Below are 14,842 nucleotides of genomic sequence, written 5' to 3' on the forward strand. Positions count from 1 at the left end.
GATGAATCAGGACAATCTGATCGAAGTCCGCGACCTCTGTGTCGAGTTCGTCACCGGCGACCATCACCACCGGGTGGTCAATAACGTCAATTTCGATATCAAACGCGGCGAAACCCTCGCCCTGGTCGGCGAAAGCGGATCGGGCAAATCGGTCACCGCCCACTCGATCCTGCGCCTGCTGCCCTACCCGCTGGCCCGCCACCCGGCCGGCACCATCACCTATTCCGGGCAAGACCTGCTGACGCTCAAAGAAAAAACCATCCGGCATATTCGCGGCAACCGTATTGCGATGATCTTCCAGGAGCCGATGACCTCGTTGAACCCGCTGCATTCGATTGAAAAGCAGATCAACGAAGTGCTCGGCCTGCACAAGGGGCTCACTGGCAAGGTCGCCACCCGACGTACTCTGGAATTGCTTGAGCTGGTGGGCATTCCCGAGCCGCACAAGCGCCTCAAGGCCTTGCCTCACGAGCTGTCCGGCGGCCAGCGGCAGCGGGTGATGATCGCGATGGCCCTGGCCAACGAGCCGGAGTTGTTGATCGCGGATGAACCGACCACGGCCCTCGACGTGACGGTGCAGTTGAAGATTCTTGAGTTGCTCAAGGAGTTGCAGGCGCGCCTTGGCATGGCGTTGTTGCTGATCAGCCATGACTTGAATCTGGTGCGGCGCATCGCCCACCGGGTGTGCGTGATGCAGAAGGGTTGCATCGTCGAGCAGGCTGACTGCGAGACGCTGTTCCAGTCGCCCCAGCACCCTTACACCCAGGAGTTACTGGCGGCGGAACCCAGTGGTGGGCCGGCGGCCAATGACGTCGGGCCGCCCTTGCTGGAGGTTGATGACCTGAGGGTGTGGTTTCCGATCAAAAAAGGCTTTTTGCGTAACACCGTGGATTACGTCAAAGCGGTGGACGGTATCAATTTCAGCCTGCCTCAGGGTCAGACCCTGGGCATTGTCGGTGAGAGCGGCTCGGGCAAATCCACCTTGGGCCTGGCGATCCTGCGTTTGATCGCCAGCAAAGGCGGGATTCGTTTTGAGGGCCAGCAGCTGGACCGGCTGACTCAGCAGCAGGTGCGCCCGTTGCGGCGGGAAATGCAGGTGGTGTTTCAGGACCCGTTTGGCAGCTTGAGCCCGAGGATGAGCGTCAGCGAGATTGTTGGCGAGGGGTTGCGGATTCACAAGATGGGCACGGCTGTTGAGCAGGAGGCCGCGATTATCGCGGCGCTGCGTGAGGTTGGGCTGGATCCGGAGTCGCGGCACCGTTATCCGCATGAGTTTTCCGGGGGGCAGCGGCAGCGGATTGCCATTGCCCGTGCGCTGGTGCTCAAGCCGCGCCTGATTTTGCTGGATGAGCCGACCTCGGCGCTGGACCGTACGGTGCAGCGGCAGGTGGTGGAGTTGTTGCGCAGTTTGCAGGCCAAGTACAACCTCACCTATCTGTTTATCAGCCATGATTTGGCGGTGGTGAAGGCCTTGAGTCACCAGTTGATGGTGGTCAAGCATGGGCAGGTGGTGGAACAGGGGGAGGCTTCGGCGATTTTTGCTGAGCCGCAGCATGTTTATACGCGGCAGTTGTTGGAGGCGGCGTTTTTGGTGCCTGCTGGGGTCTCGGGGTGACGGGGTGTATATCCGTTACTGGGTGATGGCTGAGGTTGGTTTCGCCCTTACGGCGAGTCACTTTTGAAAAGAGCCCAAAAGTAACCAAAAGGCTCTTGCCCCACCACTCGGCACCTCGCCCAGGCTCGGTGTGCCCTCACGCAGGCATTACTCCGCGGGCCGCCGCGACGGGCCGTCCCTGCCCCGTCGCGGCTAAACCGGCGTCCTGCCGGTTTACCCGCTCCGTACTACCTGCGTTCGGCCAGCGTGGTTTAACGGGGCGCCTAAGATCAAAATCAAAAGCAGAGCACGGCGGCCTAGTAGCCGACCTGAGTGGTTAGATCAAAAGCGGAAGCGAGGCGGCCTGACAGCCGACCTGATCCTTGAAGCTCAACCCAATTCAATGTGGGAGCTGGCTTGCCTGCGATGGCATCTACTGGGTGTCACTGATACACCGAGGCGCCTGCATCGCAGGCAAGCCAGCTCCCACAGAAAAGCAAAGCGGTGCAGTGGTGGAGGTTGAACTCGGTCAAATTGTGGGAGCGGGCTTGCCTGCGATGGCATCTACTGGGTTTCACTGATAGACCGAGGTGCCTGCATCGCAGGCAAGCCAGCTCCCACAGAAAAGCAAAGCGGTGCGGTGCTGGCGGGCTGCACTCGCTCCCACATTTGGAGCTCAGTGCATCAGGTAGAGGTGTGTTGATCTGCTGTTGCCCTGCTTTTGCTTCTACCACTCAGGTCGGCTTTCAGGCCGCCGTGCTTTGCTTTTGATCTTGCTTCTGATCTGACAGGCCCCGTCAACCACGCTGGCCGAACGCAGGCTTGAATCCGTGGGTAACCCGGCAGGACGCCGGGTTAGCCGCGTTGGGCCATGGATGGCCCGTCGCGGCGGCCCACGGATTCAAGCCGGAGTGAGGGAATGCCGAGCCTAGGCGAGGCACCGAGTGGTGGGGCAAAGACCTTTTGGTTACTTTTGGGGCGTTTGCCAAAAGTGACCCGCTGTAAGAGCGGAACCCTAAGTGGCCGTTACCGCAGCAACGGATATGCCCCCAACCCAAACCCAAACCCGACCGAACCCAAACCCAACGGAACTTTCCCAACAAATAACCGCCTGAATCCGGTACGCTCACCCTTTTTAATTCAAGGAGTTACTCCCCATGGCCAAAGCCACCGCCCGTCACATCCTCGTGTCCACTGAAGACAAGTGCAACGAACTCAAGGCCCAAATCGAAGGCGGCGCCGATTTCGCAGAAATCGCCAAAGCCAACTCCAGCTGCCCGTCCAGCCGCGACGGCGGCAACCTGGGTTCGTTCGGCCCAGGCCAGATGGTCAAAGAATTCGACACCGTCGTCTTCAGCGCCCCGGTCAACACCGTGCAAGGCCCGGTCAAGACCCAGTTCGGCTACCACCTGCTGGAAGTCACCAGCCGCCAGGACTGATCCAGTCTGTGCTGATGCTATAAACAACGGCCCGCCTTTTGGTGGGCCGTTGTGCATGTGATGACTGGCAAGGCTTAAGTCGATAACGTACACATCTCTATTCTTCTTCACCCGGCGCTCAAGGCTGACAATGCGATTGGCTTTTTCCATAAAACTCTGCAGCTCCGCCCTGGCCCTGCTGCTGGCCAGCACCGCTGTGATCGCGGCCCCGCAGACCTACCTCACGGTCTACGGCGAACCGGCCAAGTACCCCGCCGGCTTCAGCCATTTCGACTACGCCAACCCCAACGCCCCCAAAGGCGGCAGCCTGCGGCGCTCGGCGATCGAGATCGGGCGTTTTGACCATGTGCTGCCGTACATCGACAAAGGCATCGGCGTCTCCCAGGTCGACGGCTGGCTCTACGCCCCGCTGGCCCAGCGCTCCCTGGATGAGCCCTACACCGTCTACGGCCTGGTCGCCGAGAAGATGGAGCGCGCCGACGACGGCCTGTCCCTGCGCTTCTACCTGAACCCCAAGGCGCGCTTCGCCGACGGCACGCCAATCACCGCCGAAGACGTGCGCTACAGCTTCGATCTGCTGATGACCCAGGGCAGCCTGCGCTTTCGCACCCTGTTCGCCGACGTCAAGCACGTCGAAGTCGAAGGCGAGCGCCAGGTGCGCTTCGATTTTTCCAGCAATGAAAACCGCACCCTGCCGCTGGATATCGCCACCTTGCCGGTGTTTCCCGAGCACTGGTGGAAAACCCGCGACTTCGCCAACGGCGGCGGCTACGAAGCCCCGCTGGGCAGCGGCCCGTACAAGGTCAGCAAGATCGACTCCGGCAGCACCATCACCTTCACCCGCGACCCGGACTGGTGGGGCAAGGACTTGCCCGTCAGCCGTGGCCTGTACAACTTCGATCACCTGAGCCTGGAGTACTTCGGCGATACCGAAGTGGCCCGTCAGGTGCTGCGCGGCGGTGCCTACGACTTCAACCGTGAGTTCTCCGCCACCGGCTATTCCATCGGCTACAACGGCCCGGCGCTGGACGACGGCCGCCTGCAACGCGCGCACCTGGCCAAAGAGATGCCGCAACCGGCCCAGGGCTATGTGTTCAACGTGCAAAAGCCGATGTTCAAGGACCGCCGCGTGCGCCAGGCCCTGGCGATGCTGTGGGATTTTGAATGGGCCAACCGGCAGATGATGCGCAACCTGTACATTCGTCAGCAGAGCTATTTTTCCAATAGCCCGCTGGCCGCCAGCCAGCTGCCAACCCAGGAAGAGCTGGCCATTCTTGAACCGCTGCGCGATCAAGTGCCCGCTGAGGTGTTCACCCAGGTGTTCAAGGCGCCGGTCACCGACGGCAGCGGCATGATTCGCGACAAACAGCTGCAAGCCCTGGCGCTGCTGGAAGCGGCGGGCTGGAAACCCAAGGGTGACAAGCTGGTCAACGCCGACGGCGAGCCGCTGGAGTTCACCTTCCTCAATGCCCAGCCCGGCCTGGAACGCCTGCTGTTGCCGTACAAGCGCAACCTGGCGCAGATCGGCATCACCCTGAATATCCGCCGCATCGACTCCTCGCAGTATGTGAACCGCATGATGGCCCGTGATTACGACATGATCGTCGTCGGCTTCCCCGTCACCACCTCGCCGGGCCTGGAGCTGTACAACTACTTCGGCTCGCAGGCGGCTTACGATCCCGGCGCCAATAACTACATGGTGCTTAAAGACCCGGCCGTCGACACGCTGATCAGCGGCCTGGTCAAGGCCACGACCCAGGCGCAGATGCTCACCTACGCCCATGCCCTGGACCGTGTGCTGCAATGGAATTACCTGTGGATTCCCAACTACTACCCGCCCGGCACCTCGGCCGCGTGGTGGAACCGCTTCGGCCGCCCGGCGATCGAGGCCAAGAACGACGAAGCCCTGGAAACCTGGTGGGAAATCAGCCCCACGCCACTGACCAATGAACAAATGAACGCCGAGTTGAAAAAACGTGGAGGGGCCCGCTGATGTTTGCCTATATCGTGCGGCGCCTGCTGCTGATCATTCCGACGCTGGTGATCATCCTGCTGGTCAACTTCGTTATCGTGCAGGCCGCACCGGGCGGCCCGGTTGAACAGGCCATCGCGCATTTGCAAGGGATTGGCGGCGGCGGCATCGGCGGCGGTTCCGGCGAAAGTATCAGCGGCTCCCGCGCCAGCCGCGGCCTGGACCCGAAACTGATCAAGGACATCGAAAAACAGTACGGCTTCGACAAGCCCGCCCCGGAACGCCTGTGGCTGATGCTCAAGAACTACGCGCAGCTGGACTTCGGCAACAGCTTCTTTCGCGGCTCGACGGTAATCGACCTGATCCTGGAAAAAATGCCGGTGACGATTTCCCTCGGCCTGTTGGCCACGTTGATCACCTACCTGGTGTCGATCCCCTTGGGAATTCGCAAGGCGGTGCGCCACGGCAGCAGTTTTGACGTGTGGAGCAGCACCGCCATCGTCATCGGTTACGCAATGCCGGCGTTCCTGTTTGCGATGTTCCTGATTGTGGTGTTCGCCGGCGGTACGTCGCTGAACTGGTTCCCGGTGCGCGGGCTGGTCTCGGAGAATTTCGACGAGCTGAGCACCGTGGGCAAGGTTGCCGACTACTTCTGGCACCTGGTGCTGCCGGTCACCGCGCTGGTGATCGGCGGGTTCGCCACGCTGACCATCCTGACCAAAAACTCTTTCTTGAATGAAATTACCCGCCAATACGTGGTCACTGCCCGCGCCAAGGGTTTAAGCGAACGGCGCGTGCTCTACGGCCACGTATTTCGCAACGCCATGCTGCTGGTGATCTCGGGGATTCCCCAGGCGTTTATCAGCGTGTTTTTCGCAGGTTCCCTGCTGATCGAGGTGATTTTCTCCCTCGACGGCCTGGGCCGTATGAGCTATGAAGCCGCCGTGTCCCGTGACTACCCGGTGGTGTTCGGCTCGCTGTTTATCTTCACCCTGTTTGGCCTCTTGATAAAACTCATCGGTGACCTCTGCTACACCCTGGTGGACCCGCGTATCGACTTCGCCGCGAGGAACGCCTGATGCTTAATCTGTCTCCAGTGGCGCGTCGACGTTTCGAGCGCTTCAAGAAAAACCGTCGCGGCTGGTGGTCGCTGTGGCTGTTTATCGGCCTGTTTATCCTGACCCTGGGCGGCGAGCTGATCGCCAATGACAAGCCCTTGGTGCTCAGTTTCAAAAACGAGCTGTATTTCCCGGTGTTCAAGCGTTACACCGAGCAGCAGTTCGGCGGGCAACTGCCGTTCCAGGCCGACTACCGCAGTGACTACGTGCAAAAGCTGATCAAGCAGGACGGCGGCTGGATGCTGTTCCCGCCGATCCCGTTCAGCGATGACACGCCCAATTACGAACTGAGCCGCCCTGCCCCCAGTCCGCCCTCGGCGGTGAACTGGCTGGGCACCGATGATCAGTCCCGCGATGTGCTGGCGCGGGTGATCTTTGGCGCGCGTGTGTCGATCCTGTTCGCGCTGGCGCTCACCGCCATCAGCGCCGCCATCGGCATTGCCGCCGGCGCTTTGCAGGGTTATTACGGCGGCTGGGTGGACTTGCTGGGCCAGCGCGTTCTGGAAGTCTGGTCCGGGCTGCCGGTGTTGTACCTGCTGATCATCCTGTCAGGGTTCGTCGAGCCGAATTTCTGGTGGCTGCTGGGGATCATGGCGCTGTTTTCCTGGCTGGCACTGGTGGACGTGGTGCGCGCCGAGTTCCTGCGCGGGCGCAACCTGGAATACGTCAAGGCCGCACGCGCCCTGGGCCTGGGCGATGGCAAGATCATTGGCCGGCATATCCTGCCCAATGCCATGACCGCCACCTTGAGCTACCTGCCGTTTATTTTGACCGGGGCGATTTCCACCTTGAGCGCCCTGGATTTCCTCGGGTTCGGCATGCCGGCAGGCAGCGCGTCGCTGGGCGAACTGATCGCCCAGGGCAAGCAGAACCTGCAGGCGCCCTGGCTGGGCCTGACGGCGTTTTTCACCTTGGCGCTGATCCTGTCGTTGCTGGTCTTTATCGGCGAGGCATTGCGTGATGCCTTCGACCCCCGCTCATGAGTGACTGCCTATGAACCTCATTGAAATCCGCGACCTCAGTGTCGCCTTCAGCGGCCAGACCGTGGTGCGCAACCTGTGCCTGGATGTGCGCCAAGGCGAATGCCTGGCGCTGGTCGGCGAGTCGGGCTCGGGCAAGTCGGTGACGGCCCATTCGATCCTGCAACTGCTGCCCGAAGCCGGCACGCAGACCACGGGCTCGGTGAAGTATCGCGGCCAGGAACTGATCGGCGCCTCTGCCGCCACGTTGCAGAAGCTGCGCGGCAACCGCATTGCGATGATCTTCCAGGAGCCGATGACCTCGCTCAACCCGCTGCACAGCATTGAAAAACAGATCGGCGAAACCCTGCTGCTGCACAAGGGCCTGGGCGGCAAGGCGGCGCAGGCGCGCATCCTTGAATTGCTCGAGCTGGTGGGTATCCAAAAGCCCAGGGAGCGCCTCAAGGCCTATCCGCATCAGCTCTCCGGCGGCCAGCGCCAGCGCGTCATGATCGCCATGGCCCTGGCGTGTGAGCCGGAACTGTTGATCGCCGATGAACCGACCACCGCGCTGGACGTGACCGTGCAGCGCAAGATCCTGCTGCTGCTCAAATCCTTGCAACAACGCCTGGGCATGTCGCTGCTGCTGATCAGCCATGACCTCAACCTGGTGCGCAGCATTGCCCAGCGCGTGTGCGTGATGCGCGCCGGCGAGATTGTCGAGCAGGCCGACTGCCAGACGCTGTTCAACGCACCGCAACACCCGTACAGCCGCCTGTTGCTGGATGCCGAGCCGGCCGGCGATGCGCTGTGCAGTGATGAACGCGAAACGGTGTTGCAGGTCGATGACCTGACGGTGCAGTTCCCCCTCAGCGGCGGGCTGTTTCGGCGCAAAACCTACCTGCGCGCGGTGGACGGCATCAGCCTTAGCGTGCAGCGCGGCAAGACCCTGGGGATTGTCGGCGAGTCTGGCTCGGGCAAATCGACCCTGGGCCAGGCGATCCTGCGCCTGCTCGACTCCACCGGCAGCATCCGCTTCCAGGGTGAAGCGCTCGACCCGCTGAATAATCAGCAAATGCGCCCGTGGCGCAAGCAAATGCAGGTGGTGTTCCAGGACCCTTACGGCAGCCTCAGCCCACGCATGTCGGTGCAGCAGATCATCAGCGAAGGCCTGGAAGTGCATGCGCCGTGCAGCCTGGCCGAGCGCGATGCGCAAGTGGTGCAGGTGCTCAAGGACGTGGGCCTCGACCCCGCCAGCCGCCACCGTTACCCCCACGAGTTTTCCGGTGGCCAGCGCCAACGCATCGCCATCGCCCGCGCGCTGGTGCTCAAGCCGGCTCTGATGCTGCTGGACGAACCGACCTCGGCGCTCGACCGCACGGTGCAAAAACAGGTGGTGGCGTTGCTGCGTGAGTTGCAGGAGAAATACGGCCTGACCTACCTGTTTATCAGCCATGACCTGGCCGTGGTGCGCGCCATGGCCCATGACATGATTGTGGTCAAGGACGGCAAGGTGGTGGAGCGTGGCGCGAGCCATGTGGTGTTCGACGCGCCGCAACATCCTTACACCAAAGAGCTGCTGGCGGCGGCGCACATTCCCTTGTAGGAGCACTCTCTCCCCTGTGGGAGCGGGCTTGCCCGCGAAGGCGGTGTGTCAGCCAATACCTGCGGCACTGATACACCGCTTTCGCGAGCAAGCCCGCTCCCACAGGACTGCGACTCCACCCTCCATTTGTGTTGACGGCATAAATATGAACATCAGCGACAGCCTCAAGGACTACCAACAGGTTCGCGGCCTGGCCATCCAGTCGCTGTTCGAGATTATCGAGCAGTCCAGCGAAGGCACGGTGATAGTTGATCGCGACGCCAATATCGTGTGGATGAACGAGCGCTACGCCAAGCGTTTCGGCCTTAAAAGCGCCGACGAAGCCATCGGCCAACCCTGCGAGCAGGTGATTTCCAACAGCCTGCTGCGCCAGGTGGTGCGCAATGACCAGCCGATTTTGCTGGACATCCAGGACACGCCCAAGGGCCCGCTGGTGGTGATGCGCCTGCCCATTCATGATGATGCCGGCGCGGTGATCGGCGCGATTGGCTTTGCGCTGTTCGATGAGTTGCGCAACCTCTCGCCGCTGATCGAGCGATACCTGAGCATGCAGCAGGAGCTGGCGTCCACCCGCTCGCTGCTGCGCTCGCGGCAGAGCAAATACAACTTCGCGCATTTTATCGGCACCAGCGCGGCCAGCCTGGACGTCAAACGTCGGGCGCGGCGCAGTGCGAATGCGCAGTCGCCGGTGTTGTTGCTGGGTGAAACCGGCACCGGCAAAGAACTGCTGGCCCAGGCGATTCACGGCGCCTCGCCGCGTGCCCACAAAGCTTTTGTCAGCATCAACAGCGCGGCGATTCCCGCGGACCTGCTCGAAGCCGAATTCTTCGGCACTGCGCCGGGTGCCTTTACCGGGGCCGACCGCAAGGGCCGTCCCGGCAAACTGCAGATTGCCCAGGGCGGCACGCTGTTTCTCGACGAGATCGGCGACATGCCCCTGCCGCTGCAGAGCAAACTGCTGCGGGTGTTGCAGGAAAAGGAATACGAACCGGTAGGTTCCAACGAAATGCTGCACAGCGATGTGCGGGTGATTGCGGCCACGTCCATGGACCTGGAAGCGGCGATCAAGCGCGGCGAGTTTCGCGCGGATTTGTATTACCGCCTGAATGTGCTGCCGATCCAAGTGCCGCCGTTGCGCGAACGCCTGGATGATATTCCGGCATTGAGCGAGGCGATCCTGGAGGAGCTGCGCAGTCAGCATGAACTGGACCGCGAGGCACTGGCGTTGCTGGCGCAGCATGCGTGGCCGGGGAATATCCGCGAGCTGCGCAATGTGCTGGAGCGGGCGGCCTTGCTGAGCGATGACCTGGTGTTGGATGCTGAGGAGATTCGCGCCGCGATTGGCACGTTCAGCCCGGTGGCGCGTGGCGCCGTAGAGACCGTCGAAGGTGAGACGTTCGCAGCGGCGCGGGAGCGGTTTGATCGGCAGGTGATTGAGGCCGCGTTGGCGGCATGTGAAGGCAATGTAGTGGGGGCAGCCAAGCGGTTGGGGCTGGGCCGGTCGACGCTGTACAAAAAGATGGTGGCGCTGGGCATTGCCTAGTCTCAATAAAGAGACACGATTCTCACTATAAAGACATTCCAATGTGGGAGCGGGCTTGCTCGCGAAGGCGGTGGTTCAGCAGCTAATGAGCCGACTGATACATCGCTTTCGCGAGCAAGCCCGCTCCCACATTGGATATTCACCTGTCTCTAAATAGAGATTAATTCCAGAATCACCGATCATAAATCAAATAATATTCTTATATTTCAACAAGTTAATAAAATGGCACACATCTCGCTATAGCCCCTCTCCAAGCCTCACCCCACAAAAATAACAATTCGATCTGGAGACACACCATGAGTGTGATCATTGCCCTGGCAGCACTCGCGCTGCTGATGCTGGCGGCCTACCGTGGCTACAGCGTGATCCTGTTTGCCCCCATTGCCGCCCTTGGCGCCGTACTGCTCACCGACCCGTCCGCCGTCGCCCCTGCGTTTACCGGGGTGTTCATGGAGAAAATGGTCGGTTTCATCAAACTGTACTTCCCGGTGTTCCTGCTCGGTGCGGTGTTCGGCAAGCTGATCGAGCTGTCGGGCTTTTCGCGTTCGATTGTGGCTGCCGCCATCCGTTTGCTCGGCACGCGCCAGGCGATGCTGGTGATTGTGCTGGTCTGCGCCCTGCTCACCTACGGCGGCGTGTCGCTGTTTGTGGTGGTGTTTGCGGTGTACCCGTTTGCGGCCGAGATGTTTCGCCAGAGCAATATCCCCAAGCGCCTGATCCCGGCGACCATCGCCCTCGGCGCGTTTTCGTTCACCATGGACGCCCTGCCCGGCACGCCGCAAATCCAGAACATCATCCCCAGCACCTTCTTCAACACCACCGCCTGGGCCGCGCCGTGGCTGGGCCTGATCGGCACGGTGTTCGTGTTCTGCACCGGCATGCTCTACCTGGCGCGCCAGCGCAACAAGGCCCAGCGCGCCGGCGAAGGCTATGGCACCGAGCTGCGCAACGAGCCGGAAACGGCCGACAACCTGGCGCTGCCCAACCCGTGGATCGCGCTGTCGCCGCTGCTGCTGGTGGGCGTGATGAACTTGCTGTTCACCCACTGGATCCCGCAGTGGTACGGCAAGACCCACAGCCTCAGCCTGCCGGGCATGAGCGCGCCGGTAACCACTGAGATCGCCAAGCTCACCGCGATCTGGGCGGTGCAGGCGGCGTTGCTGGTGGGCATCGTCATGGTGTTGGTGTGCGGCTGGTCGGCGATCAAAAGCAAGCTCGCCGAAGGCAGCAAGAGCGCGGTCAGCGGTGCGCTGCTGGCGGCGATGAACACCGCGTCGGAATACGGTTTTGGTGCGGTGATCGCCTCGCTGCCGGGCTTTCTGGTGCTGGCGGACTGGCTCAAGGGCATCCCCAACCCGCTGGTCAACGAGGCGATCACCGTAACCCTGCTGGCCGGCATCACCGGTTCTGCCTCCGGCGGCATGAGCATCGCCCTGGCGGCGATGTCTGAGAGCTTTATTTCGGCGGCCCATGCGGCCAATATCCCCCTTGAAGTGCTGCACCGGGTCGCGGCCATGGCCAGCGGCGGCATGGACACCCTGCCCCACAACGGCGCGGTGATCACGCTGCTGGCGGTGACCGGGCTGACCCACCGCGAAGCCTACAAAGACATTTTCGGCATCACGATTATCAAGACCCTTGCGGTGTTCGTGGTGATCGGTACTTTCTACGCCACCGGCATTGTGTGAGGTTTTCATGACGACATTGAACGGCAAGACCGCCCTGGTTACCGGCTCCACCAGCGGCATCGGTTTGGGCATCGCGCTGAGCCTGGCAGAGGCCGGCGCCAACCTGATCCTCAACGGCTTCGGCGATGCCAGCGCGGTGATCGCTCAGGTGCAGGCATTTGGCGGCAAGGTCGGCCATCACCCGGCGGACGTCAGCGACCCGGCGCAGATCGCCGACATGATCGCCTACGCCGAGCGTGAATTCGGCGGCGTGGACATTCTGGTCAACAACGCCGGCATTCAGCATGTGTCGGCGGTGGAGGACTTCCCGGCCGAGCGTTGGGACTCGATTATCGCGATCAACCTGTCGTCGGTGTTCCACAGCACCCGCTTGAGCTTGCCGGGCATGAAAGCCAAGGGTTGGGGGCGCATCGTCAACATTGCCTCGGTGCATGGCCTGGTCGGCTCGGTGGGCAAGGCGGCCTATGTGGCGGCCAAGCACGGCGTGATCGGCCTGACCAAGGTGGTGGGCCTGGAGACCGCCACCAGCAACGTCACCTGCAACGCCATCTGCCCGGGCTGGGTGCTGACCCCGTTGGTGCAACAGCAGATTGATGACCGCGCAGCCAAAGGCGTGGACCCGCAGCAGGCGCAGCACGACTTGCTCGCGGAGAAACAGCCATCGCTGGCGTTTGTGACGCCGCCGCAGTTGGGTGAGTTGGTGCTGTTTTTGTGCAGTGAGGCGGGTGCGCAGGTGCGCGGTGCCGCGTGGAATATCGATGGCGGCTGGCTGGCCCAATAAAACAGACACATTCGACCTGTGTTGGCTGCAAGATTTGTACAAGAACAAGAGACTTCCTCATGTCCGAAATCCTCTGGCAACCCTCCCCCGAGCGCATCCGCAACACGCGGATGGACCAGTTCCGGCGCTTCATCAACCAGCGCCACAGCCTGCAGCTGGCCGACTACCCCGCCCTGCACCAGTGGAGCATCGACCAGCGTGCCGACTTCTGGCAGGCCATCGTCGCGTTCTTCGACGTGCAGTTTCGCAGCCCGCCCACCGCGGCGCTGATCGAAGGCACTCAAATGCCCAGCGCCCAGTGGTTTCCCGGCGCCACCCTGAACTTTGCCAAACACCTGCTGCGCCGTCGCGACGATCACCCCGCGGTGGTCGCGATCAGCGAGGACGGCCAACGCGAACAGCTGACCTACGCCGAATTGGCCGAACACGTTGCCGGCCTGCAACGCAGCCTGCGCGCAGCCGGTGTCGGCGTGGGCGACCGCGTCGCTGCGTGCATGCCCAACACCTGGCAAACCCTGGTGGGCATGCTCGCCACCACCAGCCTCGGCGCGATCTGGTCTTGCTCCTCGCCGGACTTCGGCACCCAGGGCGTGATCGACCGTTTTGGCCAGATCGAACCCAAAGTGCTGATCACCTGCGCGGGTTATCGTTACGCCGGCAAGGGCATCGACCAAACGGCCAAACTGAATGAGATCCTCGCGCGCCTGCCGTCCCTCGAACAGTTGATTATCGTGCCTTACGCGCGGCCTCAAGCGCGCGTCGCGGACTATCAGACCCAGGCCAGAGTCGCGCTGTGGGACGACTTCTACACACCCGGCGGCGAGCCTGAATTTGTCGCGGTGCCGTTCGCTCACCCGCTGTACATCCTCTATTCCAGCGGCACCACCGGCGTGCCCAAGTGCATCATCCACGGCACCGGCGGTGTGCTGCTCACCCACCTCAAGGAACACGGCCTGCACGCCGACCTGTCGCGCGAGGATTGCCTGTTCTACTACACCACCTGCGGCTGGATGATGTGGAACTGGCTGGTGTCGGTGCTGGCCCTCGGCGCCACGGCGGTGCTGTACGACGGCTCGCCGTTTCACCCCGGACCGGAACGCTTGATCGACCTGATCGACGCCGAAAAAATCAGCGTGTTCGGCACCAGCCCCAAATTCCTCGCCACCCTGGAAAAAGCCGGGCTGCAGCCGCGCCTGAGCCACGATCTGGGCAGCCTCAAGGGCCTGATCTCGACGGGCTCGCCGCTGTCGCCGCAGAGCTACGACTACGTGTACCGCCAGATCAAGGCCGAGCTGTGCCTGTCGTCGATGTCCGGCGGCACCGATATCGTCTCCTGCTTTGTGATCGGCAACCCGGTGCTGCCGGTGCGTCGCGGGCAGATGCAGTGCAAGAGCCTGGCGATGGCCATCGAAGTGTGGAACGAGCAGGGCAAAGCGGTGATCGGCGAAAAAGGCGAACTGGTGTGCACGCGGCACTTTCCGGCCATGCCGATTGGCCTGTGGAATGACCCGCAGCAGCACAAACTGCGCACCTCGTACTTCAGCCAGTTTCCCGGCGTGTGGGCCCAGGGTGACTACGCCGAGCAATGCCCGACGGGCAGCTGGCTGATTCACGGTCGCTCCGACGCGGTGCTCAACCCCGGTGGCGTGCGCATTGGCACGGCGGAAATTTATCGGCAGGTGGAAAAAGTCCCGCAGGTGCTGGAAAGCCTGGCCATCGGCCAACGCTGGCAGGATGACGTGCGCGTGGTGCTGTTTGTGCGCCTGACTGACGGTATCGAGCTGGATGAGGCCCTGGAGCAACAGATTCGCCAGGTGATTCGCGCCAACACCACACCGCGTCACGTGCCGGCGAAGATCCTCGCCGTCACCGATATTCCGCGCACCATCAGCGGCAAGATTGTCGAGTTGGCGGTGCGCAATGTGGTGCACGGTGAGCCGGTGAAGAACACCGACGCCCTGGCGAATCCGCAAGCGCTGGAGCAGTTTCGCCAGCGCCCTGAGCTGGCCGAATGATGAAAGGTTTCAGCGCAAAAGCACTCAATTGAAGACAAAGCCCCAATGCATGCTATTTTTCGAGGGGTAGTCAGCCGCTCCCGTCTCGCGGGATAATCGGCTTTTGTTGTACTTCAAAGTGTCAGGT

General features: G+C 62.0%; 10 protein-coding genes. All 10 read left to right on the forward strand.

Going from position 1 to position 14,842, the window contains the following annotated elements:
- Nucleotide 1 precedes the first annotated feature (1 nt).
- Entirely contained in the window at nt 2–1,615 is a 1,614-nt protein-coding gene (locus L8K08_RS13410; RefSeq protein ID WP_242197642.1) for an ABC transporter ATP-binding protein, read from the forward strand.
- A gap of 1,136 nt (nt 1,616–2,751) precedes the next feature.
- Nucleotides 2,752–3,033 (forward strand): peptidylprolyl isomerase, encoded by a 282-nt coding sequence (locus tag L8K08_RS13415; RefSeq protein ID WP_010210937.1) that lies wholly within the window; start codon nt 2,752–2,754, stop codon nt 3,031–3,033.
- 130 nt (nt 3,034–3,163) lie between these two features.
- Complete coding sequence (locus L8K08_RS13420) at nt 3,164–5,026, forward strand: extracellular solute-binding protein (protein ID WP_242197644.1); 1,863 nt, start codon at nt 3,164–3,166, stop codon at nt 5,024–5,026.
- The gene (gene yejB / locus L8K08_RS13425) at nt 5,026–6,084 is read left to right on the forward strand and encodes a microcin C ABC transporter permease YejB (RefSeq protein ID WP_242197648.1); all 1,059 of its coding nucleotides are present in this window, start codon (nt 5,026–5,028) and stop codon (nt 6,082–6,084) included. Before L8K08_RS13420 ends, yejB begins: the two co-directional genes overlap by 1 nt.
- Entirely contained in the window at nt 6,084–7,106 is a 1,023-nt protein-coding gene (locus tag L8K08_RS13430; protein WP_242197651.1) for an ABC transporter permease, read from the forward strand. The genes yejB and L8K08_RS13430 overlap by 1 nt, the downstream gene beginning before the upstream one ends.
- A gap of 10 nt (nt 7,107–7,116) precedes the next feature.
- Nucleotides 7,117–8,688, forward strand: coding sequence for an ABC transporter ATP-binding protein (locus L8K08_RS13435; protein WP_242197654.1), 1,572 nt, complete (start codon nt 7,117–7,119; stop codon nt 8,686–8,688).
- 145 nt (nt 8,689–8,833) lie between these two features.
- On the forward strand, nt 8,834–10,231 hold the full coding sequence (locus L8K08_RS13440) for a sigma 54-interacting transcriptional regulator (protein ID WP_242197657.1): 1,398 nt from the start codon (nt 8,834–8,836) through the stop codon (nt 10,229–10,231).
- 296 nt (nt 10,232–10,527) lie between these two features.
- Nucleotides 10,528–11,919 carry a GntP family permease gene (locus L8K08_RS13445; protein ID WP_145165749.1) on the forward strand — a complete coding sequence of 464 codons (1,392 nt, stop codon included), beginning with the start codon at nt 10,528–10,530 and terminating at the stop codon, nt 11,917–11,919.
- 7 nt (nt 11,920–11,926) lie between these two features.
- Nucleotides 11,927–12,700: a 3-hydroxybutyrate dehydrogenase gene (locus tag L8K08_RS13450; protein WP_242197660.1), complete on the forward strand. Its 774-nt coding sequence runs from the start codon at nt 11,927–11,929 to the stop codon at nt 12,698–12,700.
- A gap of 59 nt (nt 12,701–12,759) precedes the next feature.
- Nucleotides 12,760–14,715: an acetoacetate--CoA ligase gene (locus tag L8K08_RS13455; RefSeq protein ID WP_242197663.1), complete on the forward strand. Its 1,956-nt coding sequence runs from the start codon at nt 12,760–12,762 to the stop codon at nt 14,713–14,715.
- The last annotated feature ends 127 nt before the right edge of the window (nt 14,716–14,842 follow it).

The sequence above is a fragment of the Pseudomonas sp. TREG-RG-20F-10-E-6-01 genome, assembly GCF_022662455.1.
In the GTDB taxonomy this organism is placed as follows: Bacteria; Pseudomonadota; Gammaproteobacteria; order Pseudomonadales; family Pseudomonadaceae; genus Aquipseudomonas.